This is a genomic window from Sporosarcina saromensis (genome assembly GCF_033253735.1).
Lineage (GTDB): Bacteria > Bacillota > Bacilli > Bacillales_A > Planococcaceae > Sporosarcina > Sporosarcina saromensis.
Genome location: NZ_JAUBDI010000026.1, coordinates 17,290 through 41,249, shown reverse-complemented (window position 1 = coordinate 41,249; position 23,960 = coordinate 17,290). Strand labels below are relative to the sequence as shown.

Here is a 23,960-nt window from a genome sequence, read left to right as displayed (position 1 = left end):
TTAATAGTATTTAATCGAGAGAGTTTTCGTCATAAAGAATCTTTACTAAATCGATAAAATGGATGTTGGCAAGTAGCTACATTTTTAACTGCCAAACTATGCATTTCCTACTTGCCAAATACAGTCTTCTGTGTTACGCGCCGAAAATTTAGAAGGATCATCACTTGTATTCACTTTCAAATAGGACATGTGATTGGTAGTTTTCAGGAAACCATAAAAACTAATAAAATGTTCATCTCCATATGTGTCCCCTAGATCACGGCACTCGCCAACTGTTTGACAGATCTCTGATTCAATCGACATTGACCAATAATGATCAACGACTTTTGCATCTGTTTGACCGTCCACAACTGCACTCTCTTTCTCTTCCGAGTCTACTGCTGGCTTTTCATCCTCCACACATCCAGCGAGGAAAATTCCAAACGCCGCTACCATCGCTGCGATTTTTCTTTTGAACATATCCTTTCCCCCTGTTCAATTACATCGATAGGTGTCGTGATCTTTACAATCTAAAAGAGTACACTGCCTGATTCTTCTTCCATATATTAACCATATGCGCGTAAAAAAACTGCCAATCCCATACAGGTTGACAGTTTTTCATCCTTACTTCCTACCCATATATTTTTTATGACGGAGAGCTACCACAGCATCGACAAATCAAATCCAGTTTATCTGAACGCTCTTTAAAAACGTCTCTCCTTACCATAGTCGTGGTAAATTGATATAATTCTAAAGACTAGGTGCGCTAACACCCAGTCAATGCATCGAATATGAGCATGAAGTGCGGTTGACCAGTTGATAAGATGTTCGTTTAGAAAAAGTAACCACCACATCTACTTGGGTTCTATCAATGCATAATATTTCAAAATCTTATCCTCTACCTCTACCAGTAAAATGGGTCCATGTTTTTTTTTAGGCGAAAAGATTTTCGCACCAACCGGTAACTTATTTGACATTTCATCTTTAAAATGTGTGTCTGTTTCATTTCTTACCTTTATTTCTCCTACTTGTTCGTCTTTCAATAACGTTAATAATTTCATCATCCTAGTTTCATTAAGTTTGACACGAAAGAGTTCCCATTCTATTGCAAATTAGTTATTCTAAAGATCTCACCAACATTATAACCAAGCCAAGCACCAATACACGGCCATAGATTTATAAAACTCACCAATTCAATACTAGGTTCCATTGCAAAAACTAACACTGTACAGCTAGCACTTACAATGGTTAGGAAGACCACTTCTATCATTTTTTTTCGCTTCCAACGCTTCTTGCCCAATCGATCCTTTTCAAAAGAAAGAAGAATCCGACTTGTTTTTGTTCCAATCACTTTTCCTGTTATAAGTGTGTAAAGTGAATACGCCACTACAATCCACACAAGAACGATAGATAAAGTCGAAAAGACGAAAATCGGCCACCCAACACTTACGTAATAAATTGACAGAAAAAATATCAATAATATTACAATATCAGCTAGGATTAACTGTTTTTTCTTCAAACGTTTAACTTCTTGTATATTCCATTGTGTTTCACTCACAATCTCCCACCTCGCACCGTCTTCGCTATTTTTTCCAATTACTTTCTTTTGTTGCCACGGAGGTACCATTTATCCGTTTCCCTTAAAATAGAGCAATTACGGATTTGTAAAACTCAACTTCATTTATGTTCTTACAATCACACCATACTCTTCAATCACCATTAATCGTAAATTGATACACACTAAAGATGAACCACAAAAAAAGTAGAAAATACGCCACTATGTTCGCTAGTAATATAGGTTTTTGGTATCGTTTTTTCTTGAAGTAACGTGAAATAAAAAATAAGTAAACAAGTTGAAAAAGCAGCATGGAAATTGAAAAAAACAGAAAAAACGCTAATTCCTCTATCTGTAATCTCATATCCTTTACGCTCATCAAGTCTACTCACCCCAACAACAAAGTAAGCAATTTTAGTAGAAACCCAAATAAGACAAAAGTTTACTAGTAAAAATAGTACTGGACTTATTCTACGCATTATTCCCACGGCAATTGACTCCTTACAATTCTTTTGTAAAAAACGCACACAGCGCATTCTTCCGCCGGCATCTAACTACTTCCACTATTCTACCATTCCTACGGATTAAAAACAGCGAAATTACAGACAAATCGTGTAGCAAAAAAAAAAACCGCCAACCCCATACAGGTTGACAGTTTTCTCATTTTTCATCCTTCCCAGCCAAACACTTTCCGATCCCAATGGCGATGTGCCGCCACTGCATCGACAAATGCTTTGCCGAACTTAGAAGAATCTTCTCCTATAATGACTCCCGGGCCTTCTTCTGCGTCAGAAGCTTCAAAGAACGTTTTCCCAGTAGATGCAACGGCAATCGGTTTGTAATGCTTGTACGCTTCGTTGATGAACTCTACTGTATCCATCGTGAATTTTTTCATGTTGTCAGCTTCTCCACCGACTACATAAATAGCGTCATACAACGTCGAATGGACAGTTAAAAATGTTTCATCCACTTCAACTGCCAAATCGTTTTTACCGTAGACGACACCAAATTTATCGCTGACGACGTCAACGGTCATGCCAGCTTCCACACATGCATTGACGACTGACTCTACTTCCTCACCGTCAAATCCTTTGCCGATCAGCACGGCCACTTTGCGCGTGTTCGGAAGTTTCGCTGTCGTCAGTTGGCTTAATGCCGGTGACGTCTCGGTCACTTGAGATTCTTCAACATCTGTCGGGAACTCAGCCCCTACTGCTTCCGCCACTGCTGTTGCTAGACCGACATCGACATTCGCAAACATGTCGACAACTTGCTGGCGAATCTCTTTGTTTTTCACTTTCCCGACTTCGAAACTGAATGCATCGACAATATGTTTTTTCTCGGTTTTCGACATACTGTTCCAAAACAACTTCGCTTGGGAGAAATGATCTTTGAATGAATCGCTTCGCGCCTGGATTTTGCGTCCTTCTACTTTTTCTTCATAATGCACATATCCACCCTCTTCTTCACTCGAGGTGGAAGGTGTATTATCCGCTAAAGAGTTTTTATGGTAACTTACTTGGCCGACATTGATTGTCTGTCTGCCATAACCGTCCCGCTGATTGTTATGGAACGGACAAACAGGGCGATTAATCGGCAACTCGTGGAAATTCGGTCCGCCTAACCGAATCAGTTGTGTATCCGTATAGGAGAACAATCTGCCTTGTAGCAGTGGATCATTCGTAAAGTCAATACCCGGTACAACATGACCCGGATGGAAAGCGACTTGTTCGGTTTCAGCGAAAACATTGTCCACATTACGGTTTAACGTCATCTTCCCGATAATTTTTACAGGAACTTGTTCTTCAGGCCAAATCTTTGTCGGATCGAGAATATCGAAGTCAAACATGAATTCATCTTTCTCATCAATGAGTTGGACACCTAACTCAAACTCGACAAAATCTCCGTTTTCAATTGCTTCCCATAAGTCACGACGATGGAAGTCGGGGTCTTTCCCACTAATTTTTTGTGCTTCATCCCACACTAATGAATGCACACCTAGTTTCGGCTTCCAATGGAATTTCACGAAATGCGCTTTCCCTTCCGCATTCACAAAACGGAACGTATGGACACCGAAACCTTCCATCATTCTAAAACTGCGTGGGATGGCACGGTCCGATAGATGCCACATGATCATATGGGCAGACTCTTGGTTGTTCGCGACAAAATCCCAAAACGTATCATGGGCGGAAGCTGCTTGAGGCATTTCATTATGGGGTTCAGGCTTTACTGCGTGAATTAAATCCGGGAATTTAATGGCATCTTGAATGAAAAATACAGGCATATTATTGCCGACTAAATCGTAATTCCCTTCCTCTGTGTAAAATTTCACGGCAAATCCTCGCACATCACGAACCGTCTCAGCCGATCCCCGACTCCCTGCCACTGTAGAAAAACGCGTAAAAACAGGCGTTTTGGATCCAGGTTTTTGCAAAAATGCTGCCTTTGTATAGGCTTTCATTGACTCATATAATTCAAACTCGCCATGAGCAGCAAATCCTCTTGCGTGGACGACACGCTCTGGAATACGCTCATGGTCAAAGTGTGTCATTTTTTCACGGAAATGAAAGTCCTCCATTAACGTCGGTCCTCTGGAACCGGCTTTTAAGGAATGTTCGTCTTCGGATATCTTTAATCCTTGATTGGTCGTCATTTTTTTCCCTTTATCGAGTGAACGATACTGATCGAGCTGTTTGTCTTTGCTTAAGCGTTCATTGTTTGCGGTCAAAACAATTCCTCCAGTCGATTTTGTAGTCACCTACTCTATTCCCGACTGGACCGACTCAAAACGTATAAAATTTTACACATTCACACCAACAGAATAGCCGATCAACGCACTAAACAAGCCCAACCCGTATGTAGAGAGAAGATATCCTACAAACGCCTTCCGATTTCCACTCTCCCATAACAATACAAACTCCTTGTTCAACGTGGAGAAAGTGGTTAGAGAACCTGCTAAACCGGAAACGAGAAAGAGCGTCCAAAGCAGCGATAGTTGTAAGCCGAAAACAACACCAATTAGTAATGATCCTGTTACATTGACGACAAGTGTACCAATCGGAAGTCCGTCCTCTTTGTTTAACTTAGCGGAGAAAAAATAACGGACAATTGCACCGATACCTCCACCCATCGCTACAACAACACCCTCCATTATCGTCATCCCCGCACCCACTTTCGACCGAGCCGCATACCGACAAACCCTAAATAGAGCCCTACAATAACACTTGCCAATAAATAGCTACTAGCAATCATTCCATTACCTCTTTGGAATAAATCGACCGTTTCCATACTGACTGCGGAAAACGTCGTAAAGGAGCCAAAAAAACCTGTCGTCACAGCAGTTTGAAGCGCACCATTTTGAACGAACCGTTGCAAAAGCCCTCCTCCAAGTAAACAAAGGAGAAACGTACCGATCATGTTTGCGATGAATGTGGCAAGCGGAAATACGGTTAATCCATGCAAAAACTCCCCTATAGCCACTCGGCTGAGTGCACCGATCGCTCCTGCTATGCCAACATATAACGCTACCTTCATACGTCCACCTCTTCCAGTAAGCGTCGCGTTAAAATCATTTCAAGAGAAAGACGTTTTTCAGACTTCTCAAATTGAATGTGGATGTCGGCTTCCCCGATGTCAACAATCGTTCCTCGCCCAAAAACGCGATGGGAAACGGGCATACCGACTGCTAACTTTCCTCTCTCACTAATACCATTTGGGTTGTCGGCTTCATTCACTTTTTTACGTTTCATCAATTTCTCTTTTTCAATGATGCGATCTTCCGGTTTCATGAGAATGCCCCGCACTTCATTGACAAACCGGGAATCCTCTTTCGATTTTCCATTGTGCTGTTGGTACGAAAGTAATTCCAACCGTTCTTTTGCACGTGTCATCCCAACGTAAAACAAACGGCGTGCTTCTTCCAACAGGAGTGGATCCAACTCGTCCTCTTCAGACGGAATGACTCCTTTTACTAAGTCGATCATGAAGACGCGTCTAAATTCCAACCCTTTTGCGCTATGGAAAGTAGATAACGTCAACGCATTTGCAGGTGGATTAAATTTTGCTTGTTGGACAGCTACTTCCAACTCTTTCAATCGATTTGCAAATTCCACCATGGTACGTACTTGCGACGCAATGCCTTCAAGCGTATCCAAAATCCCGAGAAGGTGTTCAATCCGGTAACCGAATTTTTCTGCACGGCTTTTTAGCGCATCTTCATATTCCAACTCGTAACGAATGACTCGAATCACTTGAGCCGGGCGCATGTCAGGAATCTTTTTATATACAGCTTTATAAGCAGTGAGCTTGTCCTTTTGTGTATTTTTCAATTGGACGGTTTGCATAAAAGCATCAAATACATTGCCATCCGTGTCTTTTCCAAGGAATTCATTGAGCATCGTGCGGGAAATGAATAGATTGAGCTTCATAGCGATTTTTGCAAAAATGTCTTTCCGTTCGACATTGAAACTGAGGCGCATGAAGTTCAGCATATCTTCAACGACCCAATGGGAGAAGAATTTGTCGTCAGCGTCTTTCATGTAAAACGGAATGCCTCTACGATGCAGTTCATTCACATACAATGTCGAAGACGCATTATTGCGGAATAAAATCGCGATTTCGTTCAAATGCTGCTCATTCAACAATTCATACGTAATGTATTCAAGTTGACGTTTCTGATCTTCAAATTGCCGAATATGTATGGGTCCTGCATCGCCATTTGCGGTCATCATTTCTTTCTCATAGCGGTGTTTATTTCGCTTAATAAATTTTGCAGCAGTCTCAACAATTTCTTTTGAAGAACGATAGTTTTGTTCCATCATCAGCAGTTGTGCATCGGGATAAACCTTTTTGAAATCGAGCAAGTATTGGGGGTCTGCCCCGCGCCACGTATAGATCGATTGGTCATCATCCGCCACAACACAGAGATTTCCATGATGGGCGACTAAGTGCTCTACTATTCGGTGCTGTACAAGTGACGTATCTTGGCTTTCATCCGTCAACAAGTAATCGTATTGTTGACGAAATTGACCCGCAACCTGCTCATCTGTCCGTAAAGCTTGTTCCGCAATCGTCAACATATCATCGAAATCAAGCAACAGATGCCCCGGTGTTTTTGATTTCAATTGCTCGTATTTCAACGCAATTTCACCAGCCCGATCAAACGGGCCAGAAACGTTTTCCCAGTCTTTGAAAGGGACCATCTGGTTTTTCAACGCACTAATGAATGTAGAGAGCGCATTCAATTCATCCTCTGTTCCATCGTCTTTTAACACTTGTTTATACAAATTTTTAAGGATTTGTGATTTGTGGAGTCCTGTTTTCCCTCTCCCACCTTCAATTAATTCATACGAGATGCCAGTCTTTGTCATGTACGTTCGCGTAATGGCAAATCCTAAGCTATGGATTGTTGAAAAGTCAATAGGTGGGTGTTGAGGAAAAAGACGTTTGAAACGTTCGGTCATGTCTTGTGCAGCCGATTTACTGAACGTAATCGCTTTGATGCGAGATGGATGCACGTTTTGCTCTTCGATTAAATAGCCGATTCGCATAATCATCGTCGTTGTTTTCCCTGAACCTGGGCAAGCTAATAACAACAGCGGACCATCCGTCTGGATGACTGCCTGCTGTTGGACGCTATTCAATTCAATTTGTAATTCGTTCTTTTTCCTAGTAAAAAAATCAGTCATGCATAGATACTCCTTCTTCTGACGTTGTATATAATTTACCATATGTATGTACAATTGTAGAGCTGATACTCCATCGAACACAGTTCCATGAAAAAAGTAGAAGTTCGGATGATGAACAACCCGAACTTCTACTTCCCATTAAATGATGTTAAAAGCCACCTGATTCAAGGCGATCGTTTTGGATATCCACTTTTTCCTTCTTGCTACCTTGGTACGCAGTCGACGCCACTTCATTCGTTCTTCGTTGTTCGTCTGTATACTCGGTCTCTGTAAACTCTGCTCGGTTCGTATCGGTTTGACCTGTTTGCTTGTTGTGTTTGTCCTGTTTTGTCATGGTCATCACTCCTTCATGAGTAGTCTTATTCAGAATACCCGAAAGAAGAAGATTTACTCATGACAAGTCCATTCCGTATGCAACAAGGAAAACAGTTGGGCATCATACGACTTCCCGCCTTGCCTTATATAGCTACGGAGGATCCCTTCTTTTTGAAACCCGAATTTCTCTAAAAGACCAATGGAAGCACTATTTTCTAAAAACGTGACAGCACCCATTCGATGTAGGCCTAATTCTTTAAAAGAATAGGTCAATACTGCTTGTAGTGCTTCAGATGTAATTCCACTACGCCAATAGTCCGGATGGATTTCATAACCGATTTCTGCCCGTTTCATGCCCATCGACAAAAGATTTAATCCGATTGTTCCAACGAAATGTTGCTCATCCTTCAATAGGATTGCCCAGCGTATTCCTCGTTTTGCTTCATAGCTTGAGTTGAAATGATGCACCAGTTTTTCTGCTTGACCAACTTCTGTCATCGGCTCGCTACCATAATATTGAAGTAGTTTCTGGTTGGAAAAATTTTTGAATAAGGCTGGTGCATGTTCTACCTTCACTTCGACTAATTGAAGCCGCTCTGTCGTCAATTCAGGGAATGTCATCTGCAACTACCTCCGATTTACTACGAATGGGTAATGACTGTATGTGCAAGCTTGATTGGATTGTATTCCTTTACATACTGTTCTTCTGCTGGAAAATACCTATTTTCATATTTTGCAAGAATAGCCGCTTTGTCACCTATATAGCCATCTCGGTCAAGAACACGCGCTAGTCGGGTTTCTTTATTAACATCGATATAGTACACATGCGAAAAATAGGATCGAAGTGTGTCCCGTTGAAGAAATACACCTTCAAGAATAACCGTTGACCCTACCGGAATTTGTATTCTTTTTAAATCGTACGTATCGGTTTCTTTATGATAAAATTGGATGATTTGGTCAATCGGTTCACCGTCAAATAGAGGACGGATGAGTGTTTGCAACAAATAGTCATACCGCCACTGAGCGTGGTAGTAAGCTTCCCATTCTTCGTATTTTTCGTCGTAACGAATTTTTCGCGGGTGTATAAAATCATCCAAGTGAAACAAGTACGCTCGCTCAAATGTTTGTTGCAACCTTTTCGAAAAAGTCGTTTTTCCTGACCCGCCTAATCCATCCACTCCAATAATGGTCGTTTTCACTTATTTCGGAATCCCGATTGAATTAAATGGATAAAACCTAAAGCCTACTTTTCCAACGACTGCACTTTCATCGATACAACCTATTGTTCTACTATCAGTACTATTTCGTCGGTTATCCCCTAATACAAACAATTGTCCTTCCGGCACGGTAACTTCAAAGTCCTCAGTCAGTTTCTGATTTTCGAAAATCCGTTCCTTGTTCGCTTGGACATACGTTTCTTCATATTCTTTTCCATTAATGAAGAGTTTGTCATCTTTCATTTCAACTGTATCACCTGGTAGTCCAATGACGCGCTTAATATAGTCTTCCTTTGAACCAGGTGCATGAAAGACGATCAGATCAAAATGATCGAGTTTATGAATTTTGGAGATGACAACTCGGTTTTCCGATTCAAAAGTCGGTTCCATTGATTGACCTGACACGAGGACGGGTGCAAAGAGGAATTGTCGGATGACAAAAACAAGTACACATGCAATGACGATGGATTTAATCCAGGACCAAACTTCTTTTTTCGTTTCTGTTTTCAATGAAAAGCCTCCCATTCCAATACGTCGTTGGAAAACGTATCGGTTCGTTCTCTTATTCTATGTTTATCGATGAAACAACTTGCTCTCTTTTTAGCATGAGTATTGACCAAGGACCCGTTGACGCGTATCTCATGCTTGTCTAACAGTCAATTAATTACGATAAATGTTTTGTACAATTGAACAGTTCACACCGGTTTTCATCATCCGCTAGTTCAATTACCGTTAGTGATGTATTCGCTAAACTTTTTTCATAGGCAGGATCAGGGACAAGTGCTTGGACCATTCGCTTTATGAAACTGCCATGACTAACAACTAACACTCTTTTTCCTTTGTGTTGTTGTTGGATTTCCGTTAAGCATTCCGTACCTCTTGCAAGAATTAATTCGGCAGGTTCAAAACCCATATCGAGTTGTCTCCAGCCTTCTCCCCACTTTTCAATCCGTTCTGCTTCTGTCGTCCCTTCAATCTTTCCGCCTCCCACTTCACGGAGGCGAGGATCAATCCGAACGTCCATATTCCCCATTTTCTGTGCAATGACTTCAGCAGTTTGCTTTGCTCGGAGTTGCTGGCTTGAATAGATGACGTCCCATTGTTCATCCGCCAAACGATCAGCAACACGCGCTGCCATCTCAAATCCCTCTTCGTCTAACGGGATATCAGAGCTCCCTTGTGCCCTTCCTTCCTTATTCCAAGCTGTTACACCATGTCTTACAAATCCAATAATTGTCATACAAATCCCCCTCTTGTCATTGTACTACACGATATAGCCGAGTGAACGGAGAACATTATTCATGAACGATTCTGTGTACAAGTAAACTTCTTCCCGTTCAGGCTCTTGATACAAATCATGGTAGAGATGCTTCCATTGTTTATATTGAAACTCGGTTAGTTGTTGTTTTAGTAACCACTTCTTAGCAAACGCCGTTTCTGTAAGTTTATCATTGCCGCCTGTTTGCAGTAAGACGGGGACGTTAAAGATGGTGTCCTCATGAATATTAATAGACTTCATCATCGCTTGTAGCTCACGGTACCAAGAAGCAACAACTGTGGAACTATAATGCCTATCATTTTGGAACTCGACATACATATCATAGTTGCGCGTCAACAATTCAATCGTCACGTCATGCTTCACTTTCATGGAACTCGACAACTTTGTTAACATCCCTGAAAGTCTCGGGGGTTGATGGGACAGTGCTAGCCATGGAGAACTGAGGATTACGCCCGCACATTCCAGTTTTTCTTTTTGCAAAATGTCCATAACCAATGTTGCACCGAGACCATGCCCTACTACAAAAAGAGGCAAATTGTCTTGCAATGCTACTTCTATTAATTTCTTAACGTGCTCTATGTAAGAAGCAAACGATTCATCATGTGTCTTTCTTCCACTTTCAGCACCATGTCCAGGCAAGTCAGTCGTGACAACATGAAAACCGCCATTACGCAGCTTTTGAATGAGCCATGCATACCTCCTATGATGTTCATATGCACTATGGACAATGACGACGACTGCTTTTGGCTGTCCTTCCGCTTCCCATTTCCACATGTGTCTCACCTCCGTTCCTTTCGCTACAAGAAAGAGATTCCCTTACTGTACGGAAAGGATTTATGATACGATAAATTATACACGATTTTAAGGAAAGAGGAGATGTTGATGATTTATCCATACAATGGAAAGTCACCACAAATCGATCCTTCTGTCTATGTGGCAGAATACGCGACAATTACTGGGGATGTCACGATTGGCGCAAACAGTTCGATTTGGTTTAATACGGTCATTCGTGGCGATGTTGCGCCAACAATTATTGGTGAACGAGTTAGCATTCAAGACCTCAGTTGTCTTCATCAAAGTCCAGGGAAGACACTACTCATTGAAGACGATGTAACAGTTGGCCATAAAGCATTATTACATAGTTGTGTTATTCGAAAAGGAGCGCTCATTGGAATGGGTTCCATTATTCTCGATGGTGCTGAAATTGGTGAAGGTGCCTTTATCGGCGCAGGAGCGCTTGTTCCTCCGGGTAAGAAAATCCCACCTGGTTGCCTTGCATTAGGGTCTCCTGCCAAAGTTGTCCGCGATTTAAATGAAGAGGATCGCAAAGAAATGGAACGCGTTGTCAACAGTTACGTCGAAAAAGGGCAAATATATAAGCAAATGCAAAAGTAGACGGATCGTTAGAGACGAATTAAGATAGCTTGTAACATTAAAAATACCATTTAAGACTGAAACAGGTGCTGCTCACTCGAGCTGCACCTTTATTTCTTAACTGCTACTAATAGGATGATAATCGCTGCTACGCTAACTAGTGCTATGCCGCCAATGACCACTAATAATAAGATGCTCATAGCCAACTACACCCCTCTCCCTCCTCCGACTTATAGATTTAGACGCTTTGCTAATGGAATAGTTTCCTACTATTACGGTGTCCACTGTAGCCAAAAAAACCGAGAAGCAAGGATGCTTCCCGGTTTGTAGATACTTATTGCGTGACAACGCCAGCTTTTTCCACTAACGCAGCCGCTTTATCTGTTTGTTCCCATGGCAATTCGATATCCGTACGCCCAAAATGTCCATAAGCAGCTGTTTGTTTGTAGATTGGACGACGAAGGTCAAGCATTTTAATGATGCCTGCTGGACGAAGGTCGAACAATTCTCGAACGATTTCAACGAGCTTGCTTTCAGCGACTTTTCCTGTGCCGAATGTATCGATGGAAATGGATACTGGCTTAGCAACACCAATTGCATATGCGAGTTGCACTTCACAACGTTCAGCCAATCCTGCTGCTACGATATTTTTTGCCACATAGCGTGCCGCGTAAGATGCAGAGCGGTCCACTTTTGTCGCGTCTTTCCCTGAAAATGCACCGCCACCATGACGGGCGTAACCGCCATACGTATCAACGATAATTTTCCGTCCTGTTAGACCAGCGTCCCCTTGAGGTCCACCGATAACGAAACGGCCAGATGGATTAATGAAGTATTTTGTTTCATAATCTAATAATTCAGCAGGGACAACTGGCAGAATAACATGCTCTTTTATTTCTTTTTGTATTTGTGCAAGTGGCGTATCCGGATGATGTTGTGTTGAGATAACAATTGTATCAATGCGAACTGGTTTGTCATTTTCGTCATACTCAACAGTCACTTGCGTTTTACCGTCCGGACGTAAATAGGAAAGAATCTCTTCTTTACGTACGTATGCAAGTCTACGTGAAAGTTTGTGTGACAAACTAATTGGCAACGGCATGAGTTCAGGTGTTTCATTACACGCAAAACCGAACATTAATCCTTGGTCCCCTGCTCCAATTGCTTCGAGTTCCTCATCTGTCATTGTTCCTTCACGCGCTTCAAGTGCTTGGTCGACACTTGCTGCAATATCCGGTGACTGTTCATCGATCGATGTCAAGACGGAAGATGTCTCCCAATCGAAACCAAATTTAGCACGAGTATACCCAATTTCCTTCACAGTATCACGAACAACTTTTGGAATATCCACATACGTTGTTGTAGTAATTTCCCCAATGACGAGCACGAGACCAGTTGTAATGGTCGTTTCACACGCAACACGTGCATTCGGGTCTTCTTCAAGGATTGCATCCAAAATGGCATCCGAGATTTGGTCACACATTTTGTCAGGATGTCCTTCAGTTACCGATTCTGATGTAAACAAACGGCGATTAGTCAATGTAATTTCCTCCTTAACAGCTTGCAAATATTGATACGGTACTCTATTTGTCCCAGTTTTGTTCCACGCCTGAAGAGAGTCGACGTCAACATACACAAGGATTAAGGGCATATAAAATCGATTAGGCCTCGGCAAATTTTGACTTCCACCGTAGGCTTATATTTATTTAGTAGGTATTTCAAACGCCAGCTAGAGGTTCGTTGACCGTCTTACACGTCTCTCCCTCTACAATCATTGACATAAAGCTAAATAAATATAAAAAGCCCTTCGCTCACGTAAATACATGAGGAAAGGCATGATTTCAAAAGCAGCACCTTTCACTCTTATCGTCCAAGGAATCGTACCTTGCTCCAGGTTTGGCACCTTTTCGCAGACAATGTCCGCGCAGGTTGCCGGGCTTCATAGGGCCTGTCCCTCCGCCAGCTCGGGATAAGAGTATCCGTTCATTTACCTATGCTACGAAAAAAGTTGGATTTTGTCAAATCTTTTCTGAGTTTAGTGCTTGAGTTTTTAATTAGTATAGATTATTATTCTTAATGTGTTATACTATTTACGGAAATGTGATGAAACCCACACGATGGGATTACATGCAAAGGACGGTAAGATACTATGATCTCAGCGAAAATTGAAAATGGACTAAACGAGTTGCTCTCAGGCAACAACGTCAATGTACAGCCTTCAGTGGCGGAATTGGTTGAAAAGGCGACTGCTCGCGGAGAAGCGAAACTTTCATCAGATGGCGCAATTACTGCGAAAACTGGAAAGTACACTGGCCGTTCACCAGAAGATAAATATATTGTAGAAGAAGCTTCAACAAAAGATAAAATCGATTGGGGCAAAGTGAATCGCCCAATCTCATCTGAAATTTTCGATTCCCTATATACGAAAGTACTAAATCACTTGAAAACGAAAGACGAATTGTTCGTATTCAAAGGCTTTGCAGGTGCAGATAAAGACTCTCAATTGTCACTTCAAGTGATTAATGAATACGCGTGGCAAAACTTGTTTGTCCACAATCTATTCATCCGCCCAACTGCGGAAGAGTTGAAAACACACGAAGCACAATTTACGATTCTTGCTGCTCCATCTTTCAAAGCAGATCCTGCTGTTGACGGCACAAAATCCGAAACATTTATCATTGTATCACTTGAGAAGCGAATTGTGTTAATTGGTGGCACAGAATATGCTGGAGAAATGAAAAAATCTATTTTCTCTGTTATGAACTACTTGCTTCCTGAACAAGGAATTCTTCCAATGCATTGCTCGGCAAACGTTGGAGAAGAAGGCGACGTAGCATTATTCTTCGGATTATCAGGTACGGGTAAAACTACCCTATCAGCAGATGCTCACCGTAAATTGATCGGTGATGATGAGCACGGTTGGTCAGATAATGGCGTATTCAACATCGAAGGTGGATGTTACGCGAAATGCATCAATTTATCACAAGAAAAAGAACCTGAAATCTTTGGTGCAATCCAATTTGGTTCAGTTTTAGAGAACGTTGTGGTAGACGAAGAAACACGAGTACCAGACTATGATGATAATTCATTGACTGAAAACACACGTGCAGCATATCCAATTCACAATATCGAGAACATTGTTACACCTTCAGTAGCAGGACATCCAAAAGCAATCGTATTCTTGACTGCGGACGCATTCGGCGTATTGCCTCCAATCTCTAAATTGACGAAAGAGCAAGCGATGTACCACTTCCTAAGTGGCTTTACGTCCAAACTTGCAGGAACAGAGCGTGGTGTCACATCACCAGAAGCGACATTCTCAACTTGTTTCGGATCTCCTTTCCTACCATTGCCAGCAACTGTGTATGCTGAAATGCTAGGAAAGAAAATTGACGAACACGATGCACAAGTATTCCTCGTCAATACAGGCTGGACAGGTGGCGTTTACGGCGTCGGACAACGTATGTCGTTAAAACACACACGTACAATGGTTCGCGCTGCAATCGCAGGTGAATTGAATGACGTTGAATACGAAATTAACGAAGTATTCGGTTTAGCTATGCCAAAAGCAATCGACGGTGTTCCAACAGAAGTGTTGAACCCACGCAACGCTTGGGCTGATCCAGCAGCATACGACGAAAAAGCAAATGAATTGGCGGACTTGTTCCGTGAAAACTTCAAGAAGTTCGGTCACGTTTCAGAAGAAATCACGCTTAAAGGCGGACCAACTGCTTAATAGATACCGAAAAATCCAAGTGCTCATTGCGAGCCTTGGATTTTTTTGTTTTTTATAGTGTATTTCTCAACTAGATGTAAAATTAACAGGTTTGTTGATTAACTACTTATTTACAAGTAGACTCCTCCAAACCCGTTGGCTTGCGTTACGGCGCACGCTTTCCGCGGGGCACGGGTGAGCCTCCTCGTCCGCTTTGCTCCCTGCGGGGTCTCACCATTCGTGCTATTCCCCCGCAGGAGTCGGCGCCTGCACTCCAGCCAACTAGCTTATGCGGGAAACTTATTTGCCTCTCTACTTAAAAAAGCTTATTAGGATTCGAGCAGAAGGCGGTGAAAGCTGTCGCCCTCTAGGAGATAGCTTCTTTTGACTCTTGTTCGGATTAATAGTAGAGCAATTCATTCCGCCTTTTGTCAGCTCCTTAAAAAGCTATATTCAGAATAGGAGGCAACAACAATAGACTAACTGAAAGAACAACAAGTATTTTAGAAGTTCGTTTTGTTAACTTTTCCTTTCCTTTGCCTTTATACCATCCATCAAATTGCAATTTGTTTCTATAAAAAACAAACAACAAGATTAAAATAGCAATCATAAACATCCAGCCATACGTTCTAGTATCAACCCCAATTGCCGCATACATACCTTCAAGCATATAACCAAGAACCCCTCCAACAACAATAATCAAAAAAATAATACGAAGAAACTCTAATAAGAACCTCATGTCAACCTCCTAATTATGCTTCTTTTGATAATTATAACACCTTTCTACAATTAACACTTATCAAAATTTACGGCGATGGAAGTATAGACCCCTGTCCACGTCAAATTGTCTAATTTATATTAATAATTAAAAAAATATTTCCCAACTTTCATAGTTCGAAACAATCTGTCTTTTATTGAATTCAATTGATATAGTTGTTTTGACAGGAGACGCACAAATTGAACCATTATAGGGGGAAACACATGAAGAAATTTACTTACTTTTTATTTGCAGCCATGTTTTTATTTTTAATTGGAACTCCTTCAGGAGATGCTGCAGAGCTAAAAGACTTCAAAGAGAATCAGAAAATATCAGCAGAGAAGATTGATGCTAGGATTGCAGAGATTAACTCGAAGTATGATGTTGGCGAACCTTTTTCTGAAGAGGACGGTGCTTTCATTATGAAATATGCAATGAAGCACGCACCAGACGAAACAATCAATCCAATGATAATATACAACAAGGTTTATTCAGCAACCAACAGCCTGAGCGGTGTTAGTGCAACAATTAGTGGTACATGTAGGATAGATCACCTTGTACCGTTTGTAAATTCCTACAGTTGCGATTTATATGCAAGATCTAACAAAGGGACAGTTTCTGCTATCCTAGAGCACACCGCCTATGGAGCTATCGGAGAGAAAGCTATTGGTATAGTTTATTCTAGAACACATACATCAAATGCTGGTCAGCAAGCTGCAAATCTGAGTGCGGGAAATAACTACGGAGCTTTCGTAGCATGGTCTTATACTTCAGTAAAAGCTCAAGCTAAAGGAATATCGAGTCTCGGAAGATTAGTTACTGTAGAAGCCATAGATAGCTGAATCCATTAAAACAATCTCCTTGTCATTCTTAAGTAAAAAGATGAAGTGCTAGGTAAGGCGTCATATTTCGCCTTACCTAGCACTTCTTTGTTCTTTATCGATATAGGGTAAGCATTATACCACGAAACCTAACTGTACATTTTTGAGCTCTAAAATCAGCCTTCCACCATTCTTATGCATAATCCTTTACATGTCCTGAATGCAATATAGCAAAGCGAGAAAAATATCAAAGGATTCAATCTCTGGACTTTGTCATTAGCATACAACTACTCCTTCCCTTCATATTTTGTTTTCCTTGTATTCTATGTGAAGCAGAAAAGGCTATAACGAGCGCACGGTCCTACTGTTCTGCTGGTTAGTTGTGAGACCATCACGAGTTACGTAAGCTACAAAAACGAAAGGGGGAAAATGATTGAGAGAGCAAAGAGAAAATAACGAATATGAAGAGGAACGGAAGCTGTATGTACACAAAGAGGGGGAACCGACAGCTGCGTTTAAGGGAGCACCTAACACGATCTCTTCAAAGAATAAACCGACTCATTGTGAATAGATTCCTAAACATCACCGTTCGCATTAGGAATCAGCCCCTTCATAATGGCGCATGAACAAATCCTCCAGTGTCGGCGGGGCACTTTCCAATGAAACAATCCCGAAAGTACTAAATCACTTGAAAACGAAAGACGAATTGTTCGTATTCAAAGGCTTTGCAGGTGCAGATAAAGACTCTCAATTGTCACTTCAAGTGATTAATGAATACGCGTGGCAAAACTTGTTTGTCCACAATCTATTCATCCGCCCAACTGCGGAAGAGTTGAAAACACACGAAGCACAATTTACGATTCTTGCTGCTCCATCTTTCAAAGCAGATCCTGCTGTTGACGGCACAAAATCCGAAACATTTATCATTGTATCACTTGAGAAGCGAATTGTGTTAATCGGCGGTACTGAATATGCTGGAGAAATGAAAAAATCTATTTTCTCTGTCATGAACTACTTGCTTCCTGAACAAGGAATTCTCCCAATGCATTGCTCCGCAAACGTTGGAGAAGAAGGCGACGTAGCTTTATTCTTTGGATTATCAGGTACGGGTAAAACGACCCTATCAGCAGATGCTCACCGTAAATTGATCGGTGATGATGAGCACGGTTGGTCAGATAATGGCGTATTCAACATCGAAGGTGGATGTTACGCGAAATGCATCAATTTATCACAAGAAAAAGAACCTGAAATCTTTGGTGCAATCCAATTTGGTTCAGTTTTAGAGAACGTAGTGGTAGACGAAGAAACACGAGTACCAGACTATGATGATAATTCATTGACTGAAAACACACGTGCAGCATATCCAATTCACAATATCGAGAACATTGTTACACCTTCAGTAGCAGGACATCCAAAAGCAATCGTATTCTTGACTGCGGACGCATTCGGCGTATTGCCTCCAATCTCTAAATTGACGAAAGAGCAAGCGATGTACCACTTCCTAAGTGGCTTCACGTCCAAACTTGCAGGAACAGAGCGCGGTGTCACTTCACCAGAAGCGACATTCTCAACTTGTTTCGGATCTCCTTTCCTACCATTGCCAGCAACTGTGTATGCTGAAATGCTAGGAAAGAAAATTGACGAACACGATGCACAAGTATTCCTCGTCAATACAGGCTGGACAGGTGGCGTTTACGGCGTCGGACAACGTATGTCGTTAAAACATACACGTACAATGGTTCGCGCTGCAATCGCAGGTGAATTGAATGACGTCGAATACGAAATCAACCAAGTATTCGGTTTGGCTATGCCAAAAGCAATCGACGGTGTTCCAACAGAAGTGTTGAACCCGCGCAACGCTTGGGCTGATTCAGCAGCATACGACGAAAAAGCAAATGAATTGGCGGACTTGTTCCGTGAAAACTTCAAGAAGTTCGGTCACGTTTCTGAAGAAATCACGCTTAAAGGCGGACCAACTGCTTAATAGATACCTTAAAAATCCAAGTGCTCATTGCGAGCCTTGGATTTTTTGTTTGTTATAGTGTAATTCTCAACTCAACTAGTTGTAAAACTAAAATTTAACGTAGATTTGTTCAGTGGCCCCATTCACGCTAAGAATATCCACTGTATCTTTGTAATTCGATATACAATTCTAATCCCTGTTTCTATCTTTACATCCTGCTAGTTTCATCTCTCTCTTATTCCCGAATGGCTCGCGATCTCATCAGGACGGATTGCTAATTCGCGTTTCATCACTTTTGTTCGTCTGTATGCAAGGTTCCATTTACTGACGAGCAGTTGAAATAGTTCTTTGAAAATTTCATATGGTGGATTCTGAAGCTTTTTTACTGCTGTTGAATTTTTAACTGGTGCCAAGTCGATGGAATTCTTATTTAAAAATAGCCAATAACAAGCCTGTGTCTTTGAATACTTATTGTTTTGTGATGAACAATACGGTAAAATTAACATAATTTTATAAATATAACTGGATAAGCATTGCAAATCAATCATAGTCATTTGATTCCTAACAATATCCGTGACGTTTGATACATCCTACATAAAATAGGGAGGGTTATTCATCAAAAGGATTTTATTTTCAAGTGTAATCTGTCTCTTGTTCTTAACGGGTTGCAGCAATTTGTCAGCCACAAGTGAGGAAACAACTAGGTTTCCTGGCCATAAAAGCGCGTGGGAAGATCCTATAAATATTACACAAGAGGATGCAGAACGAATCGCATTAGATCAAGCTAAATTAGATGGACACGACTCACCTAAAATTTCTTCCGACTGGAATACAATGATGCAAAGTGTATACTCTATAAAATATGAACGGGATGTTTTAGTATATAGAATCCACGTAAATTCTGCTGAAGGACCTGCTAAAGAGTACTTATTCGATGTTTTATACTATATAAGTACTAATAGTGGAGAAATAATTGTTTCAAATCATTAAATATTTATTAATAGACTTATAACAATTGACTTTTGTATTATCGTTCCACTCTATCAAAATAGGAGTGCGATTGGTTGATTCGGGCCTGTGAAGGCTTGTTTTGACGCGATTTCCATTAGAGAAGGTGATGCACTAGGGCATTACCTCAGAGTGTAGACAAAGTCGATTTTTACTTTGTCTACACTTTTTAATGAAATTTGTAATACCTAAAAAGTTCTTCAGCCTGATTGAAAACGCTTGTCAGCCTAGGCGCGAAGTCGAGCGAAGACGCGAATAGAACGTAAAGTTCATGAGCGGACGAGCGAGACGAGCAACAACGGATGCGAGCGTTTGTCAACAGGCTGAGGTGATGTACTAGGACATCACCCCATCTACTCCCCCTATTGAACATCTCTTTTACTAAACATTTTCATCCCAAATGCTATCAAGACGATTCCGAGTAGTACGACCAAACTAGCTATTGTACCATTCACCTGTTCAATCGGCACCTTTGGGACATAGCCGAAGGGAGATAGCTTGCCTAGCCAGTCTGGGAATTGCAGCAGACCGCCCATATAGACGACAATAAAAGAATAGATCAAATAGACCCATATCGCGTTTGAGCGCGACGGCAACAGCCCAATTAGAAGGACTACCATCCCAATCATCACAAGAATCGCAGGGACATTTACGTATGCCGCTTTCAATAACAAACCAATCGACAGATTTTCTGTTAATACGGCAGAACTAGCACTCCATAATCCAAGAGCACCCACACCTAACATGACGATGGAAGTTAGAAAGGATAATAGGACGTATTCGCTCAGTAATCGAATCCTTGAAACCGAGCGACTGAGTATTGCATCTAACCGTCCTTTCTTTTCCTCACGTCTCACTTTAAGCATGACCATTAAGACAGGAATTGTACCAATCATGGCGATGACCGACATGAGCATCGGAATGAATTGTTCCAGTAATGAGAACCCTTCTACAGGCTGTAGCATTTGTGCGAGCATTTCATTTTCCAAGAAAAATGATTCCAAGTCTCCTAAGACGGATCCATATGAAAGACCTAGAACAAACATACCGATTGCCCACGAATAGAGGGCTGTTCTCTGGAGCCTGAAAGCAAGGCCAAATGAAGTTTGCAGGAAAACAGAGGCACTTTTCCTCCCTCTCCTCGCTCGTATGTATCCTGCCCCTAGATCACGTAAAGCGTGCAAGTAGAAGGCAATACAAGCGATCACTAATGCGCCTGCCAACGTAAGCACAATTGGCCACCAATAATTATTCACAAATACTTCTGCTGCTAACACCCAACCTAGAGGTGAGAACCAGGAAAGAATAGCGTTTCCTGCGTCTCCGACAGCTCGAAGCAAATAAGCTAATCCAAGGATTGAAAATGACAAACCAATCGTACCTCTCGCACTTTCAGAAAGCTGGGCAAAGAGAGCAGTAACTACTCCAAAGAAAATTCCAGTTACAACTAACGCTGCACCGTACAGCATTGAACCGACTAGATCGATACTTTCAATCTGTAAAGCGAGTAGACCAATTGCTGTTACGATCGCTAACAATACGTTGAAAGTTGCATTTAGTAACAGTGTCGCCCCAATATTCGTTAACCCACCGACTGGCAATGCCCGAAGCAATTCGAAACGACCATCTTCTTCCTCTGCTCTTGTATGTCGGTTGACGAACAAAATACTCATAATGGCAACTGCCACTGCTGTAAACAACAACATTTGATGAGCAAGCATCGCGCCAGTTGTATAGGCATCTAGCCCGTATCCTTTTCCTATCATTGCCGACATGGCTGGATTTTTCATTGTTTCTGCAATGGCTTGTCGCTCTTGTTCAGTTTGATAAAGACCTGTAAACGAAATCGCGGTCAACCATGTCAGCGCACTTATTGAAAACAGCCACACAAATAACCTGACACGATCTCTACGGAGGATAAACCGACTCATTGTGAATAGATTCCTAAACATCACCGTTTGCATTAGGAATCAGCCCCTTCATAATGGCGCATGAACAAATCCTCCAATGTCGGCGGGGCACTTTCCAATGAAACAATCCCGAAAGTATTGATCGTTGCCATTACATGCTCCATTGCATCAGCATCTACTTGAAATGAACAAGAATTTCCAGTTTGATTGATTTGGTGAACTCCCTGCATTGTATGAAGGGCAGTAAGGGGCTCTCTCGTTTGAACGACAAGATGTACTCGGGTTAAATGACGTAATTCATCCAATGTACCGGCTTCTATAATTTCGCCTTGACGGATGATGGCAACCTTGTCACAAAGTCGTTCTACTTCGGATAAAATATGACTGGATAAGAAAATGCTTTTCCCTTCACGCTTCAATTCCTTGACACTTTCTTGAAAAACCTTTTCCATTAACGGGTCTAAGCCGGATGTCGGTTCATCGAAAATGAACAAATCGGCGTTTGAAGAGAAGGCTGCTACAAGCGCAACCTTTTGGCTGTTTCCTTTTGAATACGTTCGGCACTTCTTTGTAGGATCAAGACCAAAGCGCTCCAGCCATTCACTCCGCCGATTTGAAACATTTTCACCTCGAAGCTTGGTAAACAAATCAATAACTTCGCCTCCGGTCAAATTGGGCCATAAATTTACATCCCCAGGGACATAGGCCAGACGTTTATGGATTTCAACCGCATCCTTCCATGCATCCATTCCAAAAATTGTGGACTGTCCGCTTGTCGCCCTCAACATGCCAAGTAAAAGTCGAATCGTTGTTGACTTACCAGCCCCATTTGGCCCAATAAAACCATATACCTCCCCTTCTTCAACCGACATACTTACTTTGTTCAGTGCTGTGAAATTCCCAAAACGCTTCGTCAGTTCAATCGTCTCCAACACTGCCATCTCAATGGCCCCCCTTATAAAATGCTTTTTTCATGACGCCAACATATTCATGAAACTCCGCAAAATAGTTCTCCAAGTTTCGCACATCTATGTTTTCATTCTGCAGTCGAACCGTTATTTCTTCTTCGTATCCGCGAAACGCCCATTGAATAATTTTGATCGCTTTCTCTGAATCAATCTCTTCACGAAACAAGTCCGTATCAATTGTGGAATACAAACGTTGATGTGTTTTTTGCTCCAACACTCGAATTTTTTCTTTTATAGTTTCATCGAGCTGCACCGCCTCATTGATCATTACTTTCGCCATGAAATTCATTGCATTCGGATACTGTGTTAAAAATGCCAACTTTTGAATGGCTACGTTTTTAAATCGTTCAAACAAATCAGGTGCATCAGACAGTTTATTTAAAAACTCCTTCTCCGTTATTTCAATTGCATACTCAATAAGGAATAAAAACAGCTCATGCTTGTTCGTAAAGTAATAAAACAACATCCCCTTTCCAATCCCTGCATTTTTTACAATTTGATTAGTAGAAGCCAATTCATAGCCTTTTTCAGTAAATTCATCGAATGCTGCGTTTATGATTTTTTGTCGTTTTTCAACTTCTAGATTAGAAAATGCCTTCATCTTTTACCCACCTTTACCCATTAGACCGATGTGGTCGAATCCACTATATCAATCATCGACCACATTGGTCAATACAAATTTTTCAGAACATACAAAAACCCTTCACTCGTATTGAGCAAAGGGCTTGAACATTTATTACAAAGGCAGTAATTTCACTATATCTTTCTGTTTTAACATATCGATCATTTTCAACCACTTGTCTGGTTTGTTGGAGAGGACGGAATAGTAGTCCGTTAGAAAATCAACAATGAGTGTAGATTGAACAGCATTTGTCTCTTCATTCATCGGCATAAAACAGAAATCTAAGCCTTCCACTGCTTCTCCATCATTTTTCCAAGATGGATGCACGTAGGAGAAGTCTAAGCGTTTGTAGCCAAGATGCGACAACACTTCCCGGCGCACATACGGATTCATCGCGTATACATTGCCGAATGCAAAATCTTCACGTGCTTGCGGATTATAAATTTCGGCAAACATCCCGAACAATACTTTACCGTTTTCTGCTGCTAACTGTTTTAAATCCTCTTCACGCTTTTTCGCGAGAAACCGACCAATGCCCAACCCTGTTTTCCCAATAATCGTAAAATCGGTCATTGCAATATCCCACTGAGGGTAGTAACGGTATTCCGTTGATCCAACGACTTCCCCATCATGTACCGCAACAAACACCCGGATGCTTGGATCTTCTAATGGTTCTTTCCAAAGATTGAATTCCAACACTTCTTCAGGTGGAAATACTTCTCCTAGTAACGTATGCATTTTCGGAAACAACGGATCTTCAATTGATGTGATGCGAACATATTCCATGTAC

The 23,960-nt window shown here is 41.5% G+C and carries 27 protein-coding genes and 1 riboswitch; of the genes, 6 read left to right on the top strand and 21 right to left on the bottom strand.

Going from position 1 to position 23,960, the window contains the following annotated elements; translation table 11 throughout:
- Positions 1-96: 96 nt before the first annotated feature.
- The 14 genes from QT711_RS17900 to QT711_RS17835 all read right to left on the bottom strand — a co-directional run bounded on the left by QT711_RS17900 (position 97) and on the right by QT711_RS17835 (position 10,806).
- The gene (locus tag QT711_RS17900) at positions 97-459 is read right to left on the bottom strand and encodes a hypothetical protein (protein WP_317946504.1); all 363 of its coding nucleotides are present in this window, start codon (positions 457-459) and stop codon (positions 97-99) included.
- Positions 460-833: 374 nt separating this feature from the next.
- Entirely contained in the window at positions 834-1,040 is a 207-nt protein-coding gene (locus tag QT711_RS17895) for a hypothetical protein (RefSeq protein ID WP_317946502.1), read from the bottom strand.
- Between the two features lie 41 nt (positions 1,041-1,081).
- Positions 1,082-1,606: a hypothetical protein gene (locus QT711_RS17890; RefSeq protein ID WP_317946500.1), complete on the bottom strand. Its 525-nt coding sequence runs from the start codon at positions 1,604-1,606 to the stop codon at positions 1,082-1,084.
- Between the two features lie 113 nt (positions 1,607-1,719).
- A complete protein-coding gene (locus tag QT711_RS17885) occupies positions 1,720-2,022 on the bottom strand; it encodes a hypothetical protein (RefSeq protein WP_317946498.1) in 303 nt (100 codons plus the stop codon).
- 179 nt (positions 2,023-2,201) lie between these two features.
- Positions 2,202-4,262 carry a catalase gene (locus QT711_RS17880; RefSeq protein WP_317946496.1) on the bottom strand — a complete coding sequence of 687 codons (2,061 nt, stop codon included), beginning with the start codon at positions 4,260-4,262 and terminating at the stop codon, positions 2,202-2,204.
- 72 nt (positions 4,263-4,334) lie between these two features.
- Positions 4,335-4,694: a fluoride efflux transporter FluC gene (locus tag QT711_RS17875; RefSeq protein WP_317946494.1), complete on the bottom strand. Its 360-nt coding sequence runs from the start codon at positions 4,692-4,694 to the stop codon at positions 4,335-4,337.
- Positions 4,691-5,068 (bottom strand): fluoride efflux transporter FluC, encoded by a 378-nt coding sequence (locus QT711_RS17870; RefSeq protein WP_317946492.1) that lies wholly within the window; start codon positions 5,066-5,068, stop codon positions 4,691-4,693. Before QT711_RS17870 ends, QT711_RS17875 begins: the two co-directional genes overlap by 4 nt.
- Positions 5,065-7,221: an ATP-dependent helicase gene (locus QT711_RS17865; protein WP_317946490.1), complete on the bottom strand. Its 2,157-nt coding sequence runs from the start codon at positions 7,219-7,221 to the stop codon at positions 5,065-5,067. The genes QT711_RS17870 and QT711_RS17865 overlap by 4 nt, the downstream gene beginning before the upstream one ends.
- Before the next feature lie 148 nt (positions 7,222-7,369).
- Positions 7,370-7,555, bottom strand: coding sequence for a hypothetical protein (locus tag QT711_RS17860; protein WP_317946488.1), 186 nt, complete (start codon positions 7,553-7,555; stop codon positions 7,370-7,372).
- A 53-nt stretch (positions 7,556-7,608) separates the two neighbouring features.
- Positions 7,609-8,157 (bottom strand): GNAT family N-acetyltransferase, encoded by a 549-nt coding sequence (locus QT711_RS17855; RefSeq protein ID WP_317946486.1) that lies wholly within the window; start codon positions 8,155-8,157, stop codon positions 7,609-7,611.
- 20 nt (positions 8,158-8,177) lie between these two features.
- Positions 8,178-8,735 (bottom strand): nucleoside/nucleotide kinase family protein, encoded by a 558-nt coding sequence (locus QT711_RS17850; protein ID WP_317946484.1) that lies wholly within the window; start codon positions 8,733-8,735, stop codon positions 8,178-8,180.
- The gene (gene lepB, locus QT711_RS17845) at positions 8,736-9,263 is read right to left on the bottom strand and encodes a signal peptidase I (RefSeq protein WP_398296334.1); all 528 of its coding nucleotides are present in this window, start codon (positions 9,261-9,263) and stop codon (positions 8,736-8,738) included.
- Positions 9,264-9,417: 154 nt separating this feature from the next.
- Positions 9,418-9,993: a histidine phosphatase family protein gene (locus tag QT711_RS17840; protein WP_317946480.1), complete on the bottom strand. Its 576-nt coding sequence runs from the start codon at positions 9,991-9,993 to the stop codon at positions 9,418-9,420.
- A gap of 24 nt (positions 9,994-10,017) precedes the next feature.
- Positions 10,018-10,806: an alpha/beta hydrolase gene (locus QT711_RS17835; RefSeq protein WP_317946478.1), complete on the bottom strand. Its 789-nt coding sequence runs from the start codon at positions 10,804-10,806 to the stop codon at positions 10,018-10,020.
- 108 nt (positions 10,807-10,914) lie between these two features.
- Here QT711_RS17835 and QT711_RS17830 point away from each other — a divergent pair, with 108 nt between their 5' ends.
- Positions 10,915-11,427 carry a gamma carbonic anhydrase gene (locus QT711_RS17830; protein ID WP_317946476.1) on the top strand — a complete coding sequence of 171 codons (513 nt, stop codon included), beginning with the start codon at positions 10,915-10,917 and terminating at the stop codon, positions 11,425-11,427.
- Positions 11,428-11,740: 313 nt separating this feature from the next.
- Here the strand turns inward: QT711_RS17830 and metK are convergent, their stop codons facing one another.
- Positions 11,741-12,946 (bottom strand): methionine adenosyltransferase, encoded by a 1,206-nt coding sequence (gene metK, locus QT711_RS17825; RefSeq protein ID WP_317946474.1) that lies wholly within the window; start codon positions 12,944-12,946, stop codon positions 11,741-11,743.
- Between the two features lie 320 nt (positions 12,947-13,266).
- Positions 13,267-13,382: riboswitch (SAM riboswitch) on the bottom strand.
- Positions 13,383-13,555: 173 nt separating this feature from the next.
- On the opposite strand from metK, the gene pckA (QT711_RS17820) reads away from it, so the two are divergent.
- A complete protein-coding gene (gene pckA, locus QT711_RS17820; RefSeq protein ID WP_317946472.1) occupies positions 13,556-15,142 on the top strand; it encodes a phosphoenolpyruvate carboxykinase (ATP) in 1,587 nt (528 codons plus the stop codon).
- A 418-nt stretch (positions 15,143-15,560) separates the two neighbouring features.
- Here pckA (QT711_RS17820) and QT711_RS17815 read toward each other — a convergent pair whose 3' ends face one another.
- The gene (locus QT711_RS17815; protein WP_317946470.1) at positions 15,561-15,860 is read right to left on the bottom strand and encodes a hypothetical protein; all 300 of its coding nucleotides are present in this window, start codon (positions 15,858-15,860) and stop codon (positions 15,561-15,563) included.
- 242 nt (positions 15,861-16,102) lie between these two features.
- Here QT711_RS17815 and QT711_RS17810 point away from each other — a divergent pair, with 242 nt between their 5' ends.
- The 3 genes from QT711_RS17810 to pckA (QT711_RS17800) all read left to right on the top strand — a co-directional run bounded on the left by QT711_RS17810 (position 16,103) and on the right by pckA (QT711_RS17800) (position 18,683).
- Positions 16,103-16,720: a hypothetical protein gene (locus QT711_RS17810; RefSeq protein WP_317946468.1), complete on the top strand. Its 618-nt coding sequence runs from the start codon at positions 16,103-16,105 to the stop codon at positions 16,718-16,720.
- Between the two features lie 412 nt (positions 16,721-17,132).
- Positions 17,133-17,270 carry a hypothetical protein gene (locus QT711_RS17805; protein ID WP_317946467.1) on the top strand — a complete coding sequence of 46 codons (138 nt, stop codon included), beginning with the start codon at positions 17,133-17,135 and terminating at the stop codon, positions 17,268-17,270.
- Between the two features lie 51 nt (positions 17,271-17,321).
- Positions 17,322-18,683, top strand: coding sequence for a phosphoenolpyruvate carboxykinase (ATP) (gene pckA, locus QT711_RS17800; RefSeq protein ID WP_317946465.1), 1,362 nt, complete (start codon positions 17,322-17,324; stop codon positions 18,681-18,683).
- 203 nt (positions 18,684-18,886) lie between these two features.
- Here the strand turns inward: pckA (QT711_RS17800) and QT711_RS17795 are convergent, their stop codons facing one another.
- Positions 18,887-19,168: a hypothetical protein gene (locus QT711_RS17795; protein WP_317946463.1), complete on the bottom strand. Its 282-nt coding sequence runs from the start codon at positions 19,166-19,168 to the stop codon at positions 18,887-18,889.
- A gap of 169 nt (positions 19,169-19,337) precedes the next feature.
- Between QT711_RS17795 and QT711_RS17790 the strand changes: the two genes are divergently transcribed.
- Positions 19,338-19,652: a hypothetical protein gene (locus QT711_RS17790; protein WP_317946461.1), complete on the top strand. Its 315-nt coding sequence runs from the start codon at positions 19,338-19,340 to the stop codon at positions 19,650-19,652.
- A gap of 380 nt (positions 19,653-20,032) precedes the next feature.
- Here QT711_RS17790 and QT711_RS17785 read toward each other — a convergent pair whose 3' ends face one another.
- The 4 genes from QT711_RS17785 to QT711_RS17770 all read right to left on the bottom strand — a co-directional run bounded on the left by QT711_RS17785 (position 20,033) and on the right by QT711_RS17770 (position 23,956).
- Positions 20,033-21,601, bottom strand: coding sequence for an ABC transporter permease (locus tag QT711_RS17785; protein ID WP_317946459.1), 1,569 nt, complete (start codon positions 21,599-21,601; stop codon positions 20,033-20,035).
- Between the two features lie 32 nt (positions 21,602-21,633).
- Positions 21,634-22,521, bottom strand: coding sequence for an ABC transporter ATP-binding protein (locus QT711_RS17780; protein WP_317946457.1), 888 nt, complete (start codon positions 22,519-22,521; stop codon positions 21,634-21,636).
- Position 22,522: 1 nt separating this feature from the next.
- Entirely contained in the window at positions 22,523-23,149 is a 627-nt protein-coding gene (locus tag QT711_RS17775) for a TetR/AcrR family transcriptional regulator (protein WP_317946455.1), read from the bottom strand.
- A gap of 135 nt (positions 23,150-23,284) precedes the next feature.
- Complete coding sequence (locus QT711_RS17770) at positions 23,285-23,956, bottom strand: GNAT family N-acetyltransferase (protein WP_317946453.1); 672 nt, start codon at positions 23,954-23,956, stop codon at positions 23,285-23,287.
- Positions 23,957-23,960: the final 4 nt, after the last annotated feature.